We start from the raw sequence: 14,201 nt of genomic DNA, 5'->3' as shown, positions 1-14,201 counted from the left end.
TATTATCTAATATTTTAAAATTTTGTAAACAAACTTGTCAGGAAATCTGACGCATTTTTTTAAGAACTCTACATTTAAGAAGAATTAAATGAGTGTTATGTATATTAAAAAAGAATCATTTTTTACAAAATATGTAATATCAATAAAAAAAGCAAACAATAAGAATGCCTACTTATGTTTGCTTTTTCTATTTAGCTATATTTATTATGTGGCCAGCTTCATTAACATCAGGCTTACTAACGAACCAGTGTATTGTTAGAATGGTCCATAATTGGTTAGTACGGCAATTAATATGAATATCATCTGGATGGCGAGTAAAATTCCAAACAGCGGCATGAAAAATTTAAACCATCTTCCAAAAGGAATTTTAGCAATGCCCAGCATAATGCCAATGTGAGCTGTTGGATATAAAAGATTAGAGAACCCCTCTCCGTAAGTAAATGCCATAACCGCCGTTTGTCTTGTTACACCTGCTAAGTCCGCTAATGGTACCATTATAGGCATAACAGTAACTGCTTGACCCGTTCCAGATGGAATAACAAAGTTTAATAAGGTCTGCATAATCAGCATGCCTTGAGCACTTGCCCACGGTGGTAAATCCTTAATAGGCTGATATAATCCGTACACAATCGTGTCAATAATATCCGCATTAGTTAGAATGATTAAAACACTTCTTGCTAATGCAATTAAAATGACGACCATCATCACCTCAGAACAAGCTTTACAAAAGTTTTCTGCTATTTGATCTGGAGAATATCTGGCTACGACTGACATCAATAACGCTCCTATTATATATACCATAGCAACCTCTGTGAGACCGAACTGAAAGTGAATCGACCCTACTACGATTGCCGCTATAGATAACAAAAAGATCGCTAAAACTATTTTTTGTGTAAGTGTCATTTTAGAATTTTGCAAATTATTGATCTTATCCTCATCAAACTTGTAGCTGCTAAAGTCTAAATCACTGACAATGCTCTTGGAAGGATCTTGTTTAATTTTTTTAGCATATCTTAAAGTATACCAAATAGTCGGTATTAGGAAGGCTAGCATGGATAACCATTTTAATCCTTGTCCTGAATATAAGGGCAATTGTGCAATATTTTGTGCTAATGCCGTTGTATAAGGATTTGATGTGGCCACAGCTGATCCAATAGCACATGCCATGCCGCATATGCAGACCCCTATTATTGCATCATGTCCCATCATAATGGCCAATCCTATGAAGAGTGGCAAAAGTCCATATGTTGCAGTTAATTCTCCATAAGTAGAACCCGCTAAAACGAAAAGGATAATAAAAATTGGAATATACAAACGGCGGAGCTTGCTGTTATTTATAATTTTTCCAATTACAGCATTGAATGCCCCTGTTTTAATCATCGTATATACCCAGAAATATCCAAGAAATACTAAGAAAATTATTCCGCCACCTTCTACTAGGCCAGTGTAGATACTTTTAAAAACATCAAGTATACCTACAGGAGCAGCATCTACATAATGAAATGAGTTAGGGTCAATTTTAGTAACACCCGTTTCTTTATCCACAACTCTTACAAACTCTCCAGCTGGAATAAGATAAGTTGAAACAGCCCCTATGATTAAGGTACAAAACAAGAACACTACAGTACTTGGAATTCTATCGTACCATTTCTTTTTAACCATATTTGTATTTTTCATAATATTATTTGTAGTCGCTTCTATGATCTCCACTTCCTTGTATATTATTTTTAAGTTTGCCTCTTAAAACCCTAGAGGACTTAGAACGTATTTGCTCTATAACGTGAATATTTTCTATAATTTTATAATCGAATACTCTGAACCGATTTTTCTATTTTTCACCGGATCAAATAAAGAATATCTAAAATGTTCTCCATACCTGAACCCATTAAGAGTTGGCACGCTGCCGGAAAAAATAACACAATTCATATCGGATATTTTTTTATGATAAAATTCCTCTACCGATTCCATGATTTTCTCCGGACGAAGCATAACCTCTGCTATATTTTTTTGGTACAGCTCTTCTGTCCCATCCACAAAGTATCGGGATTCCAACACTATTTTATCCCAATGATCTTTGACTTCACTCCATTTCCAAACCTCTTTACACATATGCTTGGCGCATAACTGCTTCGATTTGTGAATATTAAACGATTCTACCTTCTTATCAGCATGATCACTGCCCACCCCTATGTAAATATCACCATTAAAAGAAATAATTAAGTATTCTACTTCACCATTCGTATCATTTCCTACAACAGATATTTCATCTGTAGTTGTCAGAAGATCTGGTGATAAAGGATAAGCCATTGGTGTTTTATCAGGAATGGAACCCCCTATTTTTCTTAATGCTTCAAACAGTTCCCTTATCACCTTTTCATCTCTAGGAGTAAATCCCATAACAATCAAGTTTTTTGGTTCAATATCCACTATTTTATTACTACATCTAAGTTCCATAATTCCCTCCTCGTATTCTAGACTTGATGAGCAGCGTTGATAAATAAATGATTATTCAAAAAATTAATGATATCTCCTTACTACACTTATTTTCTATTAAATATTTAATTCCTAACTTCCATATCCTATAAAAATACTAGACACTAATTTATGAACATTAAATAACTGTATCCTGTATACAGTTATTTAACTAGAATCCTCTAGTTGTGTAAATAAACTTGTAAGAAAACCTCACACTATTTTTTTATATAATACTTTCCTATATACATTTTCCCTTACTATAATCCTATTTATTTTCAACATTTCTTTGGGATCTTGTTTGCAACAATGAACATAGCCAAAACAAAAAAGACAGAAACAAACATACTCGTTTCCATCTTATCTCCAATTTTTATCTATTAAGATGATATTCCAAGATAAACCTCTTTTACCTTATCCAATTCACTAGCATTAATTTGTTTGGATTGATATACCACTTGTCCTCTTTCCAGGATGTACAGACGACTGATAATATCCAATGCAGCAACTGTGTTTTGTTCTACAAGAAAAACCGGAATCCTTCCTTTATAAAGATAGGAAATTCCGGTTCATCTTTTTTATAAATAGTTAAACTTTTCTCAACACGGTACGACTTTTTGATAAACAGTTCAACTTTATTTCAAATCCCCCTCAAGCACATACTAAAGTAATCCTTTATTAGACTTTTTATCTTAGACAAACTTTTACTAGTTGACTATTTTACCGCGCCTGTATTTACCCCTTGAAATATATTACTAAATAATTAAAAATGCCAATCCAAATGGAATAGTAAACCATTGCCAAATTGATAAAAAGAGAATAAAGTCTATGCAAAATAAATTCACCTTGCATAAACCTTATTCGCATTTAAAACCTCATTTACTTATGATAAGGTTCACCCCAGTTATTATATGAGGTTTTTATTAAACTGGTTATTATCCCATTAGAAACCTACTCCTATTAATAAGTTCTGGATATTTTCCCGTTAATTCTAACGCTAAATAAACAGATGGGAGTATGAGTATTTTTAACACTGCTATTTTATTTGCAAATTTTATATAATTCTAATCTACTTGTAATCATTTTTTGGTCCTTTATCCATTATAACTTCTACCATATTTGAAGATCCCATCTTAAGTTTAGGTCGAAGCTCTGAGTTCGGCTTACTATAAAGCTCCAACGGACTTATAATCACTCCATCTTGCGTATTATGAAGTATTCCCGGCACACAGGAATAAATCCTATCATTATTATTTGCGTTTTTAGCGAATATGGTCACAGAGGTTCCATTATGATTATCTATACTCATGGACACCTTGTATCTGTAAAATGAACCTGTTCCATTTGATTGAGCAGAATAAACCACAGGAACAACTGCGAGAATATCATTATTTAACCTTAATTTGATTACTTCTGTCTTAGTTGATCGACTATCTCTTCCAACATCTCCCATATGTTCGACTACTCCGTTGTCAAAACTCCTGAGGGGAGGCGTTCCTTTCGCCCCAAACATAGCTACATCTATCTGCTTACCATCCTTTGTATAGACTAAAGCATATATATCATAATCTGTCCCAGTTTCCCAAGATACCGCAGCAGTAATTTCTGGTGTTTTATCAATGAGAACTGGCTTGTGTCCTTTGTCGAGACTTATCTTCCCCTTTACCTTTTCCAAGCTTATCGGTGACAATGTGTTTTGTTTATTTGTATTTTCAGGAACAGTTAGAGTCTTATCAGGTTCTTTTGGTGCTTGTTTTTGAATCGTTTTAGGTTCAAAAGGCTTGTTTTGCTTATCAGATTCCACCTCAACACCGTAATTTCCACATAATCCTTCAAGCCCAGAATCGAATCCACGCCAGATTGACTTTGCCTTTGTCTGACCATTCCTTAGATATAATTCTAATACTACGATTCCATTTTCAGTTGTGAAACTAGATGGGGTTAAATGGATAATAGTATTATCGGTACATATCTCGGCCTTTAAATTCTTTACATTTGAAAATCCCGTGCTATTATCCTCTGTAAGCGTTATAGCTATTTTAGTAATACTTTCAGGAACTTTACTCATGTCAAAGTTAATTTTATGTACTTTTGTGTTACCTACGTTCTCAGATGGTATAAGGGTAGCTACACCAGAAGAGCTCTTTGGCTGATTATAAAATATAATGCCGCTATCTCCTTGTACCTTGTCTGAATCAGTTAGAAGAAAAGCTGTTAAGGACATATCTATTGAATTAGAAATTTCATAGCTAACAGTAACACTACCTTTTAGGGAACTTAAAACAGTATTTGCTCCCATCTGAAGAATTTGATTCATTTAAACCACTCCCTACTCCTCTATCCATTTATCAAATCACTACAAAACCCTCTTATAGCCTTTTGTAGATAGCTTATATCAGAATATGTTAATGAAACTGCTATAAGCCGTCAACTTCTATTTTCAGAACTATTTATGTTTTTTTCTATAGAAATTTAGTTATAAAAGCTTTACTCCTATTTTATTACATCATATTCTTTTTAAGAAAGTGCCAAGAGACTATATGATAATGCAGATATTCTACTTATCAATAGAATATTATTGGGTTTTACTTTCGGGTTAAATGATTTATATCCTGATCGACTTATTAATTTTTCAAACAACTTGCTACTACAAAAATTGCACCAAATAAATTTTTTTCTTAGTATTCATATTTCTTTCGTTCATTTGTTAACGCTTATATGTTTTTTGGCAATTAATTGATGTATATTTTCCTTATGAATGGTTACTCAAAAGGAAATCTTATAGACTTTAATATTTATACAGTCCCTTGTTGAACGAACGGGGACTTTCCTCATCAAGAGGAGGAATAAAAATCAATATCTTCTCCCAACTACAATAATTCATCTTAAACTAATGGACACATGAATGGAGATTCGATTTTACTTTAGTGGCTACTTTTAAAATATCATAATTATTAATAATCTTATAAAAAAGTGAATAAGGTAATACAGTACATTCTTGAAGGGGGAGTCTAATTGAAACGCTTTACAAAATGGCTAAATCGAACGTTCAATCATTATCCCAGAAAAAAATCGACTCTCGTTATGGGATCTCAATACGAACCACAAATATTTGGCCAACCAGTTGAACGAAACCAATCTTCGTTAATAAGTGCCCGAGATGCCGAAAAATACTTTCGTCCATCCTGCCTTCCTATTAAAAACACCCTTATCAAGGACTTCCAATTTTTCGATCCCTATTATGAAAAAAACTACAAAGAAATTAAACTCCCTGCAACATTAAATCGGACTCCTGATCAAACTCTTTTAAACTACTTTAGTATTTTAAAAGAGGCAGCAAACCTCACTCAAAACCAGTTGGGTGGGTGTGGAACGGTGGGGAGGGCAACTTTGCCCTATCCAATTGCATATAACTTTTTTACTAAAGACTATCACAAAAGGGTTTCCTATAATGAATATCTTCAATCGTTTGCTGGAATTGGACATCTAAATTTAATTAAGATGAACAGACTTCCTAACGAAAAAGGCATTGTTCCTTACTTCATTGAACTAGAAAGCATCGAAGGTTCATCAAAGGGTGTTACCTATTTTGCTTATTATTATGGATATGTCCAATTAAAAAAGGTGCAAAACTTGTATAAAATGGATCAGATGAAATTATACGGAGAGGACTTCTTATGTGCAAACTATCATCTCTGGCAGCATGATGCGGAAGCAGTCGTTGATATTATGTATGGAAACTGGTGCAAGTTAATAAAAAAACAACTGCCTACTAAACAAGATGGTTACGTCAAAACCATTGACTATATTGGTACGGATGGAGCCGATTATCGGTTTATCTTTTATCAATTAACAAATGATACAGATGTATTAATTTCTCAATATAAAAAGGATTCTAAAGGAAACTGGGAATCCATTAGAATTGATCCTAACAAATGTGTAAAAAACTAAGCGTGTTATTAAAGAAAACCTTTACTCTAAGCCCTAAAGATGAAGAAATATAAAAATTAGAATAGTTCCAAGGGAAAAGGTGATGATTGATATTTTAAAGCTTTTTGTGGCCTGATGTTTAGGCTACCTTTTAGGTAGCCTTAATACAGCGGTAATTGTAGGAAAACTATATGGCACGGACATAAAAGCCATGGAAGTAAAAACGCCGAGCTTACCAATTCTCTTAGGGTACTTGGGAAATCTGCTACGGTGTTTGTTCTAGCGGGAGATATATTAAAAGGAATACTTGCCTGTTTTATAGACTTGTTCCTTGACATTTCTTCTTATTCGGAAGAAGCTTTAGATAGTGTAACTCTTTTAGTGCAAGCGCAGTAATTGGAGATTTTTTTGTTACTTATTCCGTTTTTTTATATAATGAAGCATAGCGAGTTGACCTAACTTTTCAGCTTTGGTTAACCTATATTTTTGAGTAATATCATCCCCGTTATAAAGGGAGATTCCTTTCCCCAAAATAATAGGTGCAATGGCTAGTTGGAATTCATCAATTAAATTCCCCCTAAAAAACTCACGGGCTAAACTTCCTCCACCAATTAACCATATATCTTTACCAGGCCTTTGTTTTATATTCTTAATGAAAGTTTGGACATCTTCATTAATAAATAAAGCATATTCATCTGAACCGCTGACAGATTTAGAAAATACATAGTTTTTATAATCACTATAAGGATAGTCCATATCAAATCCACGAATGATATCATATGTTCCCTTCCCCATAACAATAGTATCAATTCTTTCTAGAAGGGAATTGTAACCAGAATCTCCTTCTACTTCCGTGGACTCCAACCACTCTAATGTACCATCATCATTTGCAATATAGCCATCAATTGAAGTACCAATATACAAAATAACGTTACGTCTTTTTTCCATATAAATCTCCATTCCTTTGTTTCAGAAGATAAAATTAAGTATACCTGCTATTCTTTTATTCATAAAGACCACTCTTTTAAAAAATACTCATTTACTTATGATAAGGTTCACCATGATGTATCTAAATGAGGATTTTTATAATATTGGTTACTTCCTTTAGCCTTTTCTTTCTATCCCTTAAATGAATTATTTCTAAAATGCCATCTGATGTAAACATACCGATTAAAATTAGTAATAAATTCGAAAAAATGTAAAAATAAACTTAAATAATAAACTATTAATATCCCCCACTTTTCACTTATTAGAAATAATAAGTATACTGTGCGAGAAGTAGCTAATAGATATAGGATAGCTCGTGAAAATAGATGCTGATATTAACAATTGATTATATATAATTGAAATAAGGTTTGGCGATGAAAGACTTATTTGGATTCAAAATCACTGTGGACTTTGACTGGTAAGATCAACTGGATGATCCCATCTTGATACCGGTTCACTGCGATTTAGCGCCTGCGCCGGAATTCTTGCTGTTCAATCTCAATAAGCCGCAATTCCAATGAATTTGCGGCTTGTTTTGTATCAGGCATAAGAAGCTGAACTGCAATTGCATCTTCAATTGTAAGCTTGAAGCACTATATCATGGCTGACACAGCCAACGATGAGCCTCAGCAAACAGTGGTCCCCACGTGGATTCGTGGTGTGTTCCGTCTGGAATGACATCGAATCGAATTCTGCTATCCTCTACCCCTGCTGCGATCAGCGCCTGGAGGACCAGTGTGATGTGCTCATAGGCAATCCGGTTAAAGTCTGGATTATCAGTCTCCAGTTCTCCGATGCTCAGATAGAGTCGCAGTGTAGGAGAAATAACCGACTGCTGGATCAATCGGATAATCGCGCCGTTGTCCTGCCACATAACGAAAGAAAGGCCGCCCATTCGGTTGAACTGAGCAGGATAGCGAATGGCGGTGTAGAGCGATATATACGCACCGAACGAGCTTCCGCCAATCATTGTATGCTCCGGTTCAGGAAGAGTCCGATAGTGGCTGTCAATATACGGCTTGAGCGTCTCCGCGAGGAACGTAGCATAAGCGTCGCCTTTGCCTCCGAAGCCATATTCCGCGTTAATCGTGAAGTTATATTCATCGTTGCGCTGGTCGCCTCCATTATCAATAGCGACCACAATAGTCTCGAGTGCAGGTTCATCAATCGTCATTTGCTCCAACGTCTCATCGACGCCCCACTCGCTTCCCCAAGACGTCGCTTGATCAAACACATTTTGCCCATCGTGCATATATAGAACGGGATACCTGCGAGCGCCTTCGTTATAACTTCTCGGTAAGTAAATCCATACTCTCCGCTCCGTCTGCAGCTGCGGAATTGGGAACGCTTCGATTATCCTAACATCACCAGTAATGGTATGCATCGCGTCATTGGCCAGAACTTCTCTCCACGACAAAGCAGGATTTTTCATCATACATAACTCTCCTAGTAATGTGTTTACTATAAACTTAACATGCGGCTCTACAACTATCAATACATAATACTTTAATACACAATACCCTGTTGTATCATTAAAATAAGCACTGACACAATTACTAGGAAATACAAAATAGCTGAAACAAATTCCTCAGCCAAAACCATATACTAAATTTTTTATGTTACAAAGTGTGAGCTCATATTAGGACTGGTACTTTTCTGTTCTTTCCGAAAAACCTCATTTACTTATGAGCAGAATAAATATAATCTCTCTTGTAAACCTCCTAAGACTCCTTCTGGCACTTCCCTGACCTTGATATCCTCACCTAGGAAAAGCAGCCAACTTGTCATTTCGGTCAATTCTTCGGGATTATTAACATTGATAAAAGTCTTTAGAATGGCTGTGGCTTGGTAAGGATTCTTATAGGAAAGTGATACTTTTAAAGGTGGTATTTTTTGAACTGAGCAATCGCTTTTGGACCAAGTTCAAGAACAAGGTTGATTACTTCTTCTTGCTTACTTAGTTTTTCTACAATCTTTTTCTTACTTAATCTTTTTTTCGTTGGGTAGGGTTTGACATTTGTGAGATTGTCGACATTAAAATCTGCTTCTTTTCTTCCTTTATGTCAAAACTTTTAATCAGGGCTCGACACGCCCTTTATAAAATTGGATAATTTTATTAATATGCCCAATCTATCGTATCCGTAATTTAGTCTAACATCACCCTGTCCGAATGAGTCATGCATTCAGACAGGATTTCTAATTTTGGACCTTTCAATAATTCCCACACTGATTGTGAGTCTGACCCCATAATCTCAATTTCCCCACTTCCTCAAAATTCCTATCAAATTGGAACAAAGATGCAAAAATCGGCATGAAATTTCACTTTCAAGCCAAAATTTAGCCATTTAAAGCTGAAGCCCTGCCCAAAATTCATTTTGGGCTGTTCTGTTAAAAAAGCAAAACCCGATATTTTTGAGGTCCAGTTAATCAAACAGAGAAAGGGTGGGGCAAAATAATGAATTTAAAATCTGGTAAAATTGAAGCCGCAGTATTCTCAATTCAGTTCACTGAAGGAATGTAATACCCATATGGAGATATGGTTAGTAGAATACAAGAAGAAGTTTTTCCAAGGGGAATTGGTTGGATTAAAACGGCTGGTTCGTTTTGCGGCAAAAATTCCTAGAGTGGGGACTCGAAAGTCGAAAGGAGCCCAAGGGCAACATTTCTAACCTATACACTCTGGTACAGATGTTGTTCTCGTTATGTAATGGGACGTGACAGGCACCATTACATAACGACAAAAACTATCAAACTTCAGGCTGTGTCAGGTACCCAAAATGAAAAATCAAGTATGCGAAACGATTAATTCACAATCCCCATCTAAATGAAACTCCCCAAATCCAACAGGGATGATAAGATGTGACCCCTTTTTCAATCCATACTGCTCACCATTATGAAAAAGTGCTCCTTCCCCCTTAATGACACTAAGTAGCAAATATTGATCATTAAATGAGAAAGTAGACTTTCCGCTAACATCCCATCTATAAACAGAGAAAAACTCTGATTCAACAAATGTTATAATTCTAGCTTTTTCCTGCTCCTGAACTGTAGGAATGCTCACAATATCCTGATGAGGAATAGTCGTAACTTTAATCGCGTTTCCTAGATGAAGGTCTCGCAAATTCCCTTCAGCATCCCGGCGGTCATAATCATACACACGATAGGTGGTGTCAGAGCTTTGCTGGGTTTCCAAAACTAACGTGCCTTCACATAGTGCGTGGATGGTGCCACTCGGGACATAAAAAAAGTCGCCAGGCTTAATTTTCACTCTGCGAAGCAGTTGGTTCCATTCCCCTTCATTTATTTGCTCAACTAATTCTTCTCTTGTTTTGGCATTATGTCCAAAAATCATGTCTGCGTCCTCTTTACAGTCGATGATATACCAGCATTCTGTTTTGCCTAGTTCCCCGTTCTCATTGACCAATGCATAGGAATCATCGGGATGAACTTGAACGGATAAATCCATATTCGCATCCAATATCTTAGTCAATAGAGGAAATACTTCTTCCTTCGGGTTTCCAAACAGTTCGGGATGTTCACGCCATAGCTCGTCCAACGTAATACCTGTAAAAGGTCCATTTCCAATGATTGATGGGCCGTTTGGATGAGCTGAGATTGCCCAGCACTCCCCTGTATTTTCCGTTGGGATATCATAACCGAATTCATTTTTTAAAGCTGTCCCACCCCAAATTCGCTCTTTAAAAATTGGTTTTAAAAATAATGGTTGCAAAATAATTACCTCCAATAGTTCGTTTTATCTTTGGTTTGTCTCTTCCATGGCTTGATATGCAAGCAGAAGGGATCCAGCAACCCCTGCATGGTCCCCCTAAGCCTGGACTTACAATATAATCGGAAAGCTCCGGTAATGAAACATACTCGCGAATAAATTCTGGTAAATACTTAATAGATAGTAGCAAATACCTGTTTTTGGTTCATAACCCCTCCACCAAGGATAATCCTTTTCGGGGACAGAATTAAAATATATTGCATCAGGGCTTGGGCAAGATAGTATCCTTCCAATTCCCAAACTTCTGCTCGTTCGACAAGATTGACACCTTTGTCACCCCAGCGCTCTTCAATGGCCGGACCCGCAGCAAGACCTTCTAAGCAATCGTGATGATAGGGGCACTTTCTCTTATACTTATCATCCGGATGCCTCCTTACTAGAATATGTCCCATCTCCGGATTTGATAGTCCCTGAAGGAGTTTCCCTTGCACAATAGCTCCAGCGCCAATTCCTGTTCCAACTGTTATGTAAAAACAACTATCTAACTCCTTGGCGGCTCCAAGATTAACTTCTCCCAATGCAGCAGCATTGACATCCGTATTAAAACCAATAGGAACTGAGAAGGAATTCTTCAATGTTTGTACAAACGGATAATCCTTCCACGCTATTTTTGGCGTTGAAGTAATATTACCGTAAGCTGGACTTTCTCGGTTCACCTCAATTAACCAATCCCGATTGCTTGAACAGGATATTTTCCAAAAAATTCTATCACTTTGGGCATCGTTTCTTCAGGGACTGTTGTTGGAATTTGAAATCGATCAAATATATTGCCCTTTTCATCTCCAACCGCACATACAAACTTAGTCCCACCCCCTTCAATTGCACCTAACATTTAGATTTCCTTCCATTCAAGTTACTTAAATATAAAAAGCATACCCTTGCCCACATAAGGCAAGGGTGTAGCGTTTTCACTAAGCTAGAATTTCATTGACTTATTATTGACACCCAGGTTGAGAATACTCCCGGCGCATTTCAATCATTTCACCAATTAATAATTTAATTGTTTCTGCGCTCATAAACTGATCTTCAGCGTGCATGAGTAGAATAGAAAACTCTGTTTTTTCGCCAGATGCTTCTTTTTGAATCAATTCTCTGTGCACGTTGTGTCCCTCTACTAGGAAAGTATTTCCCTCTTTGACCGATTCAGCCGCAGCTTCGAAATTACCTTTTTTTGCATGTTCCAACGCTTCAATAAACTTTGTTTTTGCCATCCCCACGTTGCTGATAATTTGAAAAGCAATTAATTCAATTCCATTCAAGATGTTTCCTCTTCTCTATGCAGAAAATTTTAGTTTTTATCGATTAATTCTAATGCTGTGTCTAACACAGCTTGTCCATTTACACGACCATAGGCTAGAAAATCAATGACGGAAACGGGAATACTATTTCCAACTACCTTTTCAGTATTTGATTTTAAATACCCCACTTGCGGCCCTAATAAAATGATGTCCGCTTGTTCCCAGTTGTCATTTAACTCTGCATCTGAAACTGCCCAAATCTTTACTTCGGTTCCACTTTCCTTTGCTGCAAGTTTCATTTTTTCAACTAAAAAGCTAGTAGACATACCTTGGTTACATACTAGTAAAATATTTTTCATTATAGTCAGCTCCTATATCATTAAATTATGTACTTACTTACTCGAATGTTAAGTTACTATGCAGCTTGATCTTGTTTTTCACTAACTCGCTCATCAATTTTCAAGAAAGGCAGATAAATAAATACAGTTGCGATAATAATGAGAACTTGTAAGACTGCCGCTCTCCAATCGCCACCAGTAGCTAAGAAACCTGAAATGACTGGTGGAGTCGTCCATGGCGTTTGAACAACTACGTGATTAATTAATCCTAGTGCCGTGGCAATGTATGCAACAGTAAGAGAGAAAATAGGTGCTAGAACAAAAGGAATAATTAACATTGGATTAAATACAATCGGTAGACCGAAGATAATCGGTTCACTAATATTGAAAATAGATGGCGTTAATGACATTTTTGAAATATCTTTATAGTCTTTACGTTTACCAAAAATGAAAATGGCTATAAGTAAAGAGATGGTGTTGCCAGATCCACCCATAACAGCAAAGGTATCTTTAAATGCCATGTTAATGATATGAGGAATCTCTTGATGATTGGCATAAGCTAACATATTGTCCTGCATGTTTTGCAACAAAAATGGATCCAATAACGCTCCTGAAATAACCGCTTGATGAATCCCAAATCCAAAGAAAAGATTTGCAAAAGAAGTAATTAATAAGAAGCCAGGTAAGCTTGTTGTCACATAACTTAATGGTTTTGTGATAATGGTAGTGATGAGTTCATTAAAATCCATATTTAATAGTTGATTTAGTAAAAATGAAGCAACCGCAAAGATTAGAACATTAATCATAATTGGAAGGAGTACATTAAATGACTTGATAACAGCTGGTGGTATATTACCACTAATATTAATTTGTAATTTCTTATTTAAAGATAATTTAATAAATAAATCTGTTGCTAAAAGTCCAACAATAATCCCAACAAACATGCCTGATGCGCTAGTGTGACTAACAGGAATGACATTTCCAATAATAAAGCTTTCTGTTGACCCATCAGGAGTAAATGTAGTCGTAAGTGGTGTTACGACAATCATTGTCGATAGGACAACTAATATTGGTGCGATAACATTTTTATATCCTCTGTTTACGCACAAGTGATAGGAAATAGCCACCGCTACTAAAAGGGTCATAATATTTAATGTTCCATTTGCAATCGAAACACCAACGGATTGCCAAGTAGTTAACGTTTTGGGATTAATAATCTTGCCCATAAAACCAGTTGGTTCTAGTATAACGTAATTAATAAGTGTCATAAATCCTGCCAAAATCATAAATGGCATAATAGATGCAAACGCATCACGTAAACTACGAAGGTGAATTTGACCCCCTAATTTTTGAGCAACAATGGCAAAGCGGTCCGCAACCCCTTGCTTTGATGAATTATTCATTTGTACATCCACCTTTTTTTATAATTTGGCTGTGTTAAACTTGTCT

Annotated in this window: 12 protein-coding genes and 2 pseudogenes; 3 read left to right on the top strand and 11 right to left on the bottom strand. The window is 36.0% G+C overall.

Features of this window, described 5'->3' with window-relative positions:
- Nucleotides 1-255 precede the first annotated feature (255 nt).
- The 3 genes from NCCP28_RS16575 to NCCP28_RS16565 all read right to left on the bottom strand — a co-directional run bounded on the left by NCCP28_RS16575 (nucleotide 256) and on the right by NCCP28_RS16565 (nucleotide 4,789).
- Nucleotides 256-1,710: a YfcC family protein gene (locus NCCP28_RS16575; protein WP_248562537.1), complete on the bottom strand. Its 1,455-nt coding sequence runs from the start codon at nucleotides 1,708-1,710 to the stop codon at nucleotides 256-258.
- A gap of 81 nt (nucleotides 1,711-1,791) precedes the next feature.
- Entirely contained in the window at nucleotides 1,792-2,454 is a 663-nt protein-coding gene (locus tag NCCP28_RS16570; RefSeq protein WP_248562536.1) for a DUF2848 family protein, read from the bottom strand.
- 1,087 nt (nucleotides 2,455-3,541) lie between these two features.
- Complete coding sequence (locus NCCP28_RS16565) at nucleotides 3,542-4,789, bottom strand: TerD family protein (protein WP_248562535.1); 1,248 nt, start codon at nucleotides 4,787-4,789, stop codon at nucleotides 3,542-3,544.
- A gap of 698 nt (nucleotides 4,790-5,487) precedes the next feature.
- On the opposite strand from NCCP28_RS16565, the gene NCCP28_RS16560 reads away from it, so the two are divergent.
- Together NCCP28_RS16560 and NCCP28_RS16555 are read left to right on the top strand one after the other, a co-directional pair.
- Entirely contained in the window at nucleotides 5,488-6,423 is a 936-nt protein-coding gene (locus tag NCCP28_RS16560; RefSeq protein ID WP_248562534.1) for a hypothetical protein, read from the top strand.
- A gap of 168 nt (nucleotides 6,424-6,591) precedes the next feature.
- On the top strand, nucleotides 6,592-6,798 hold the full coding sequence (locus tag NCCP28_RS16555; RefSeq protein WP_248562693.1) for a glycerol-3-phosphate acyltransferase: 207 nt from the start codon (nucleotides 6,592-6,594) through the stop codon (nucleotides 6,796-6,798).
- A gap of 15 nt (nucleotides 6,799-6,813) precedes the next feature.
- On the opposite strand, the gene NCCP28_RS16550 is transcribed toward NCCP28_RS16555, so the two are convergent.
- From NCCP28_RS16550 to NCCP28_RS16540, 3 genes and pseudogenes are all read right to left on the bottom strand, one after another.
- On the bottom strand, nucleotides 6,814-7,350 hold the full coding sequence (locus NCCP28_RS16550; protein WP_248562533.1) for a dihydrofolate reductase family protein: 537 nt from the start codon (nucleotides 7,348-7,350) through the stop codon (nucleotides 6,814-6,816).
- 637 nt (nucleotides 7,351-7,987) lie between these two features.
- Entirely contained in the window at nucleotides 7,988-8,824 is an 837-nt protein-coding gene (locus NCCP28_RS16545; protein ID WP_248562532.1) for an alpha/beta hydrolase, read from the bottom strand.
- Between the two features lie 248 nt (nucleotides 8,825-9,072).
- Nucleotides 9,073-9,469 (bottom strand): annotated as a pseudogene (locus NCCP28_RS16540) (helix-turn-helix transcriptional regulator); the annotation flags it as partial.
- 448 nt (nucleotides 9,470-9,917) lie between these two features.
- Between NCCP28_RS16540 and NCCP28_RS16535 the strand changes: the two are divergent.
- Nucleotides 9,918-10,058: a hypothetical protein gene (locus NCCP28_RS16535; RefSeq protein ID WP_248562531.1), complete on the top strand. Its 141-nt coding sequence runs from the start codon at nucleotides 9,918-9,920 to the stop codon at nucleotides 10,056-10,058.
- Between the two features lie 116 nt (nucleotides 10,059-10,174).
- Here the strand turns inward: NCCP28_RS16535 and manA are convergent, their stop codons facing one another.
- The 5 genes and pseudogenes from manA to NCCP28_RS16510 all read right to left on the bottom strand — a co-directional run bounded on the left by manA (nucleotide 10,175) and on the right by NCCP28_RS16510 (nucleotide 14,155).
- On the bottom strand, nucleotides 10,175-11,122 hold the full coding sequence (gene manA / locus NCCP28_RS16530) for a mannose-6-phosphate isomerase, class I (protein ID WP_248562692.1): 948 nt from the start codon (nucleotides 11,120-11,122) through the stop codon (nucleotides 10,175-10,177).
- Nucleotides 11,123-11,143: 21 nt separating this feature from the next.
- A pseudogene (locus NCCP28_RS23870) lies at nucleotides 11,144-12,008 on the bottom strand (ROK family protein).
- A gap of 103 nt (nucleotides 12,009-12,111) precedes the next feature.
- Complete coding sequence (locus NCCP28_RS16520) at nucleotides 12,112-12,435, bottom strand: PTS sugar transporter subunit IIA (protein WP_248562530.1); 324 nt, start codon at nucleotides 12,433-12,435, stop codon at nucleotides 12,112-12,114.
- Between the two features lie 29 nt (nucleotides 12,436-12,464).
- On the bottom strand, nucleotides 12,465-12,773 hold the full coding sequence (locus NCCP28_RS16515) for a PTS sugar transporter subunit IIB (protein ID WP_248562529.1): 309 nt from the start codon (nucleotides 12,771-12,773) through the stop codon (nucleotides 12,465-12,467).
- Between the two features lie 56 nt (nucleotides 12,774-12,829).
- Complete coding sequence (locus tag NCCP28_RS16510; RefSeq protein WP_248562528.1) at nucleotides 12,830-14,155, bottom strand: PTS sugar transporter subunit IIC; 1,326 nt, start codon at nucleotides 14,153-14,155, stop codon at nucleotides 12,830-12,832.
- Nucleotides 14,156-14,201 lie beyond the last annotated feature (46 nt).

This window comes from Niallia sp. NCCP-28, from assembly GCF_023168165.1.
Classification (GTDB): Bacteria; Bacillota; Bacilli; order Bacillales; family Cytobacillaceae; genus Niallia.
Note: the sequence above shows the minus strand (reverse complement) of the source record. Positions and strands in the feature narration are given on the sequence as shown.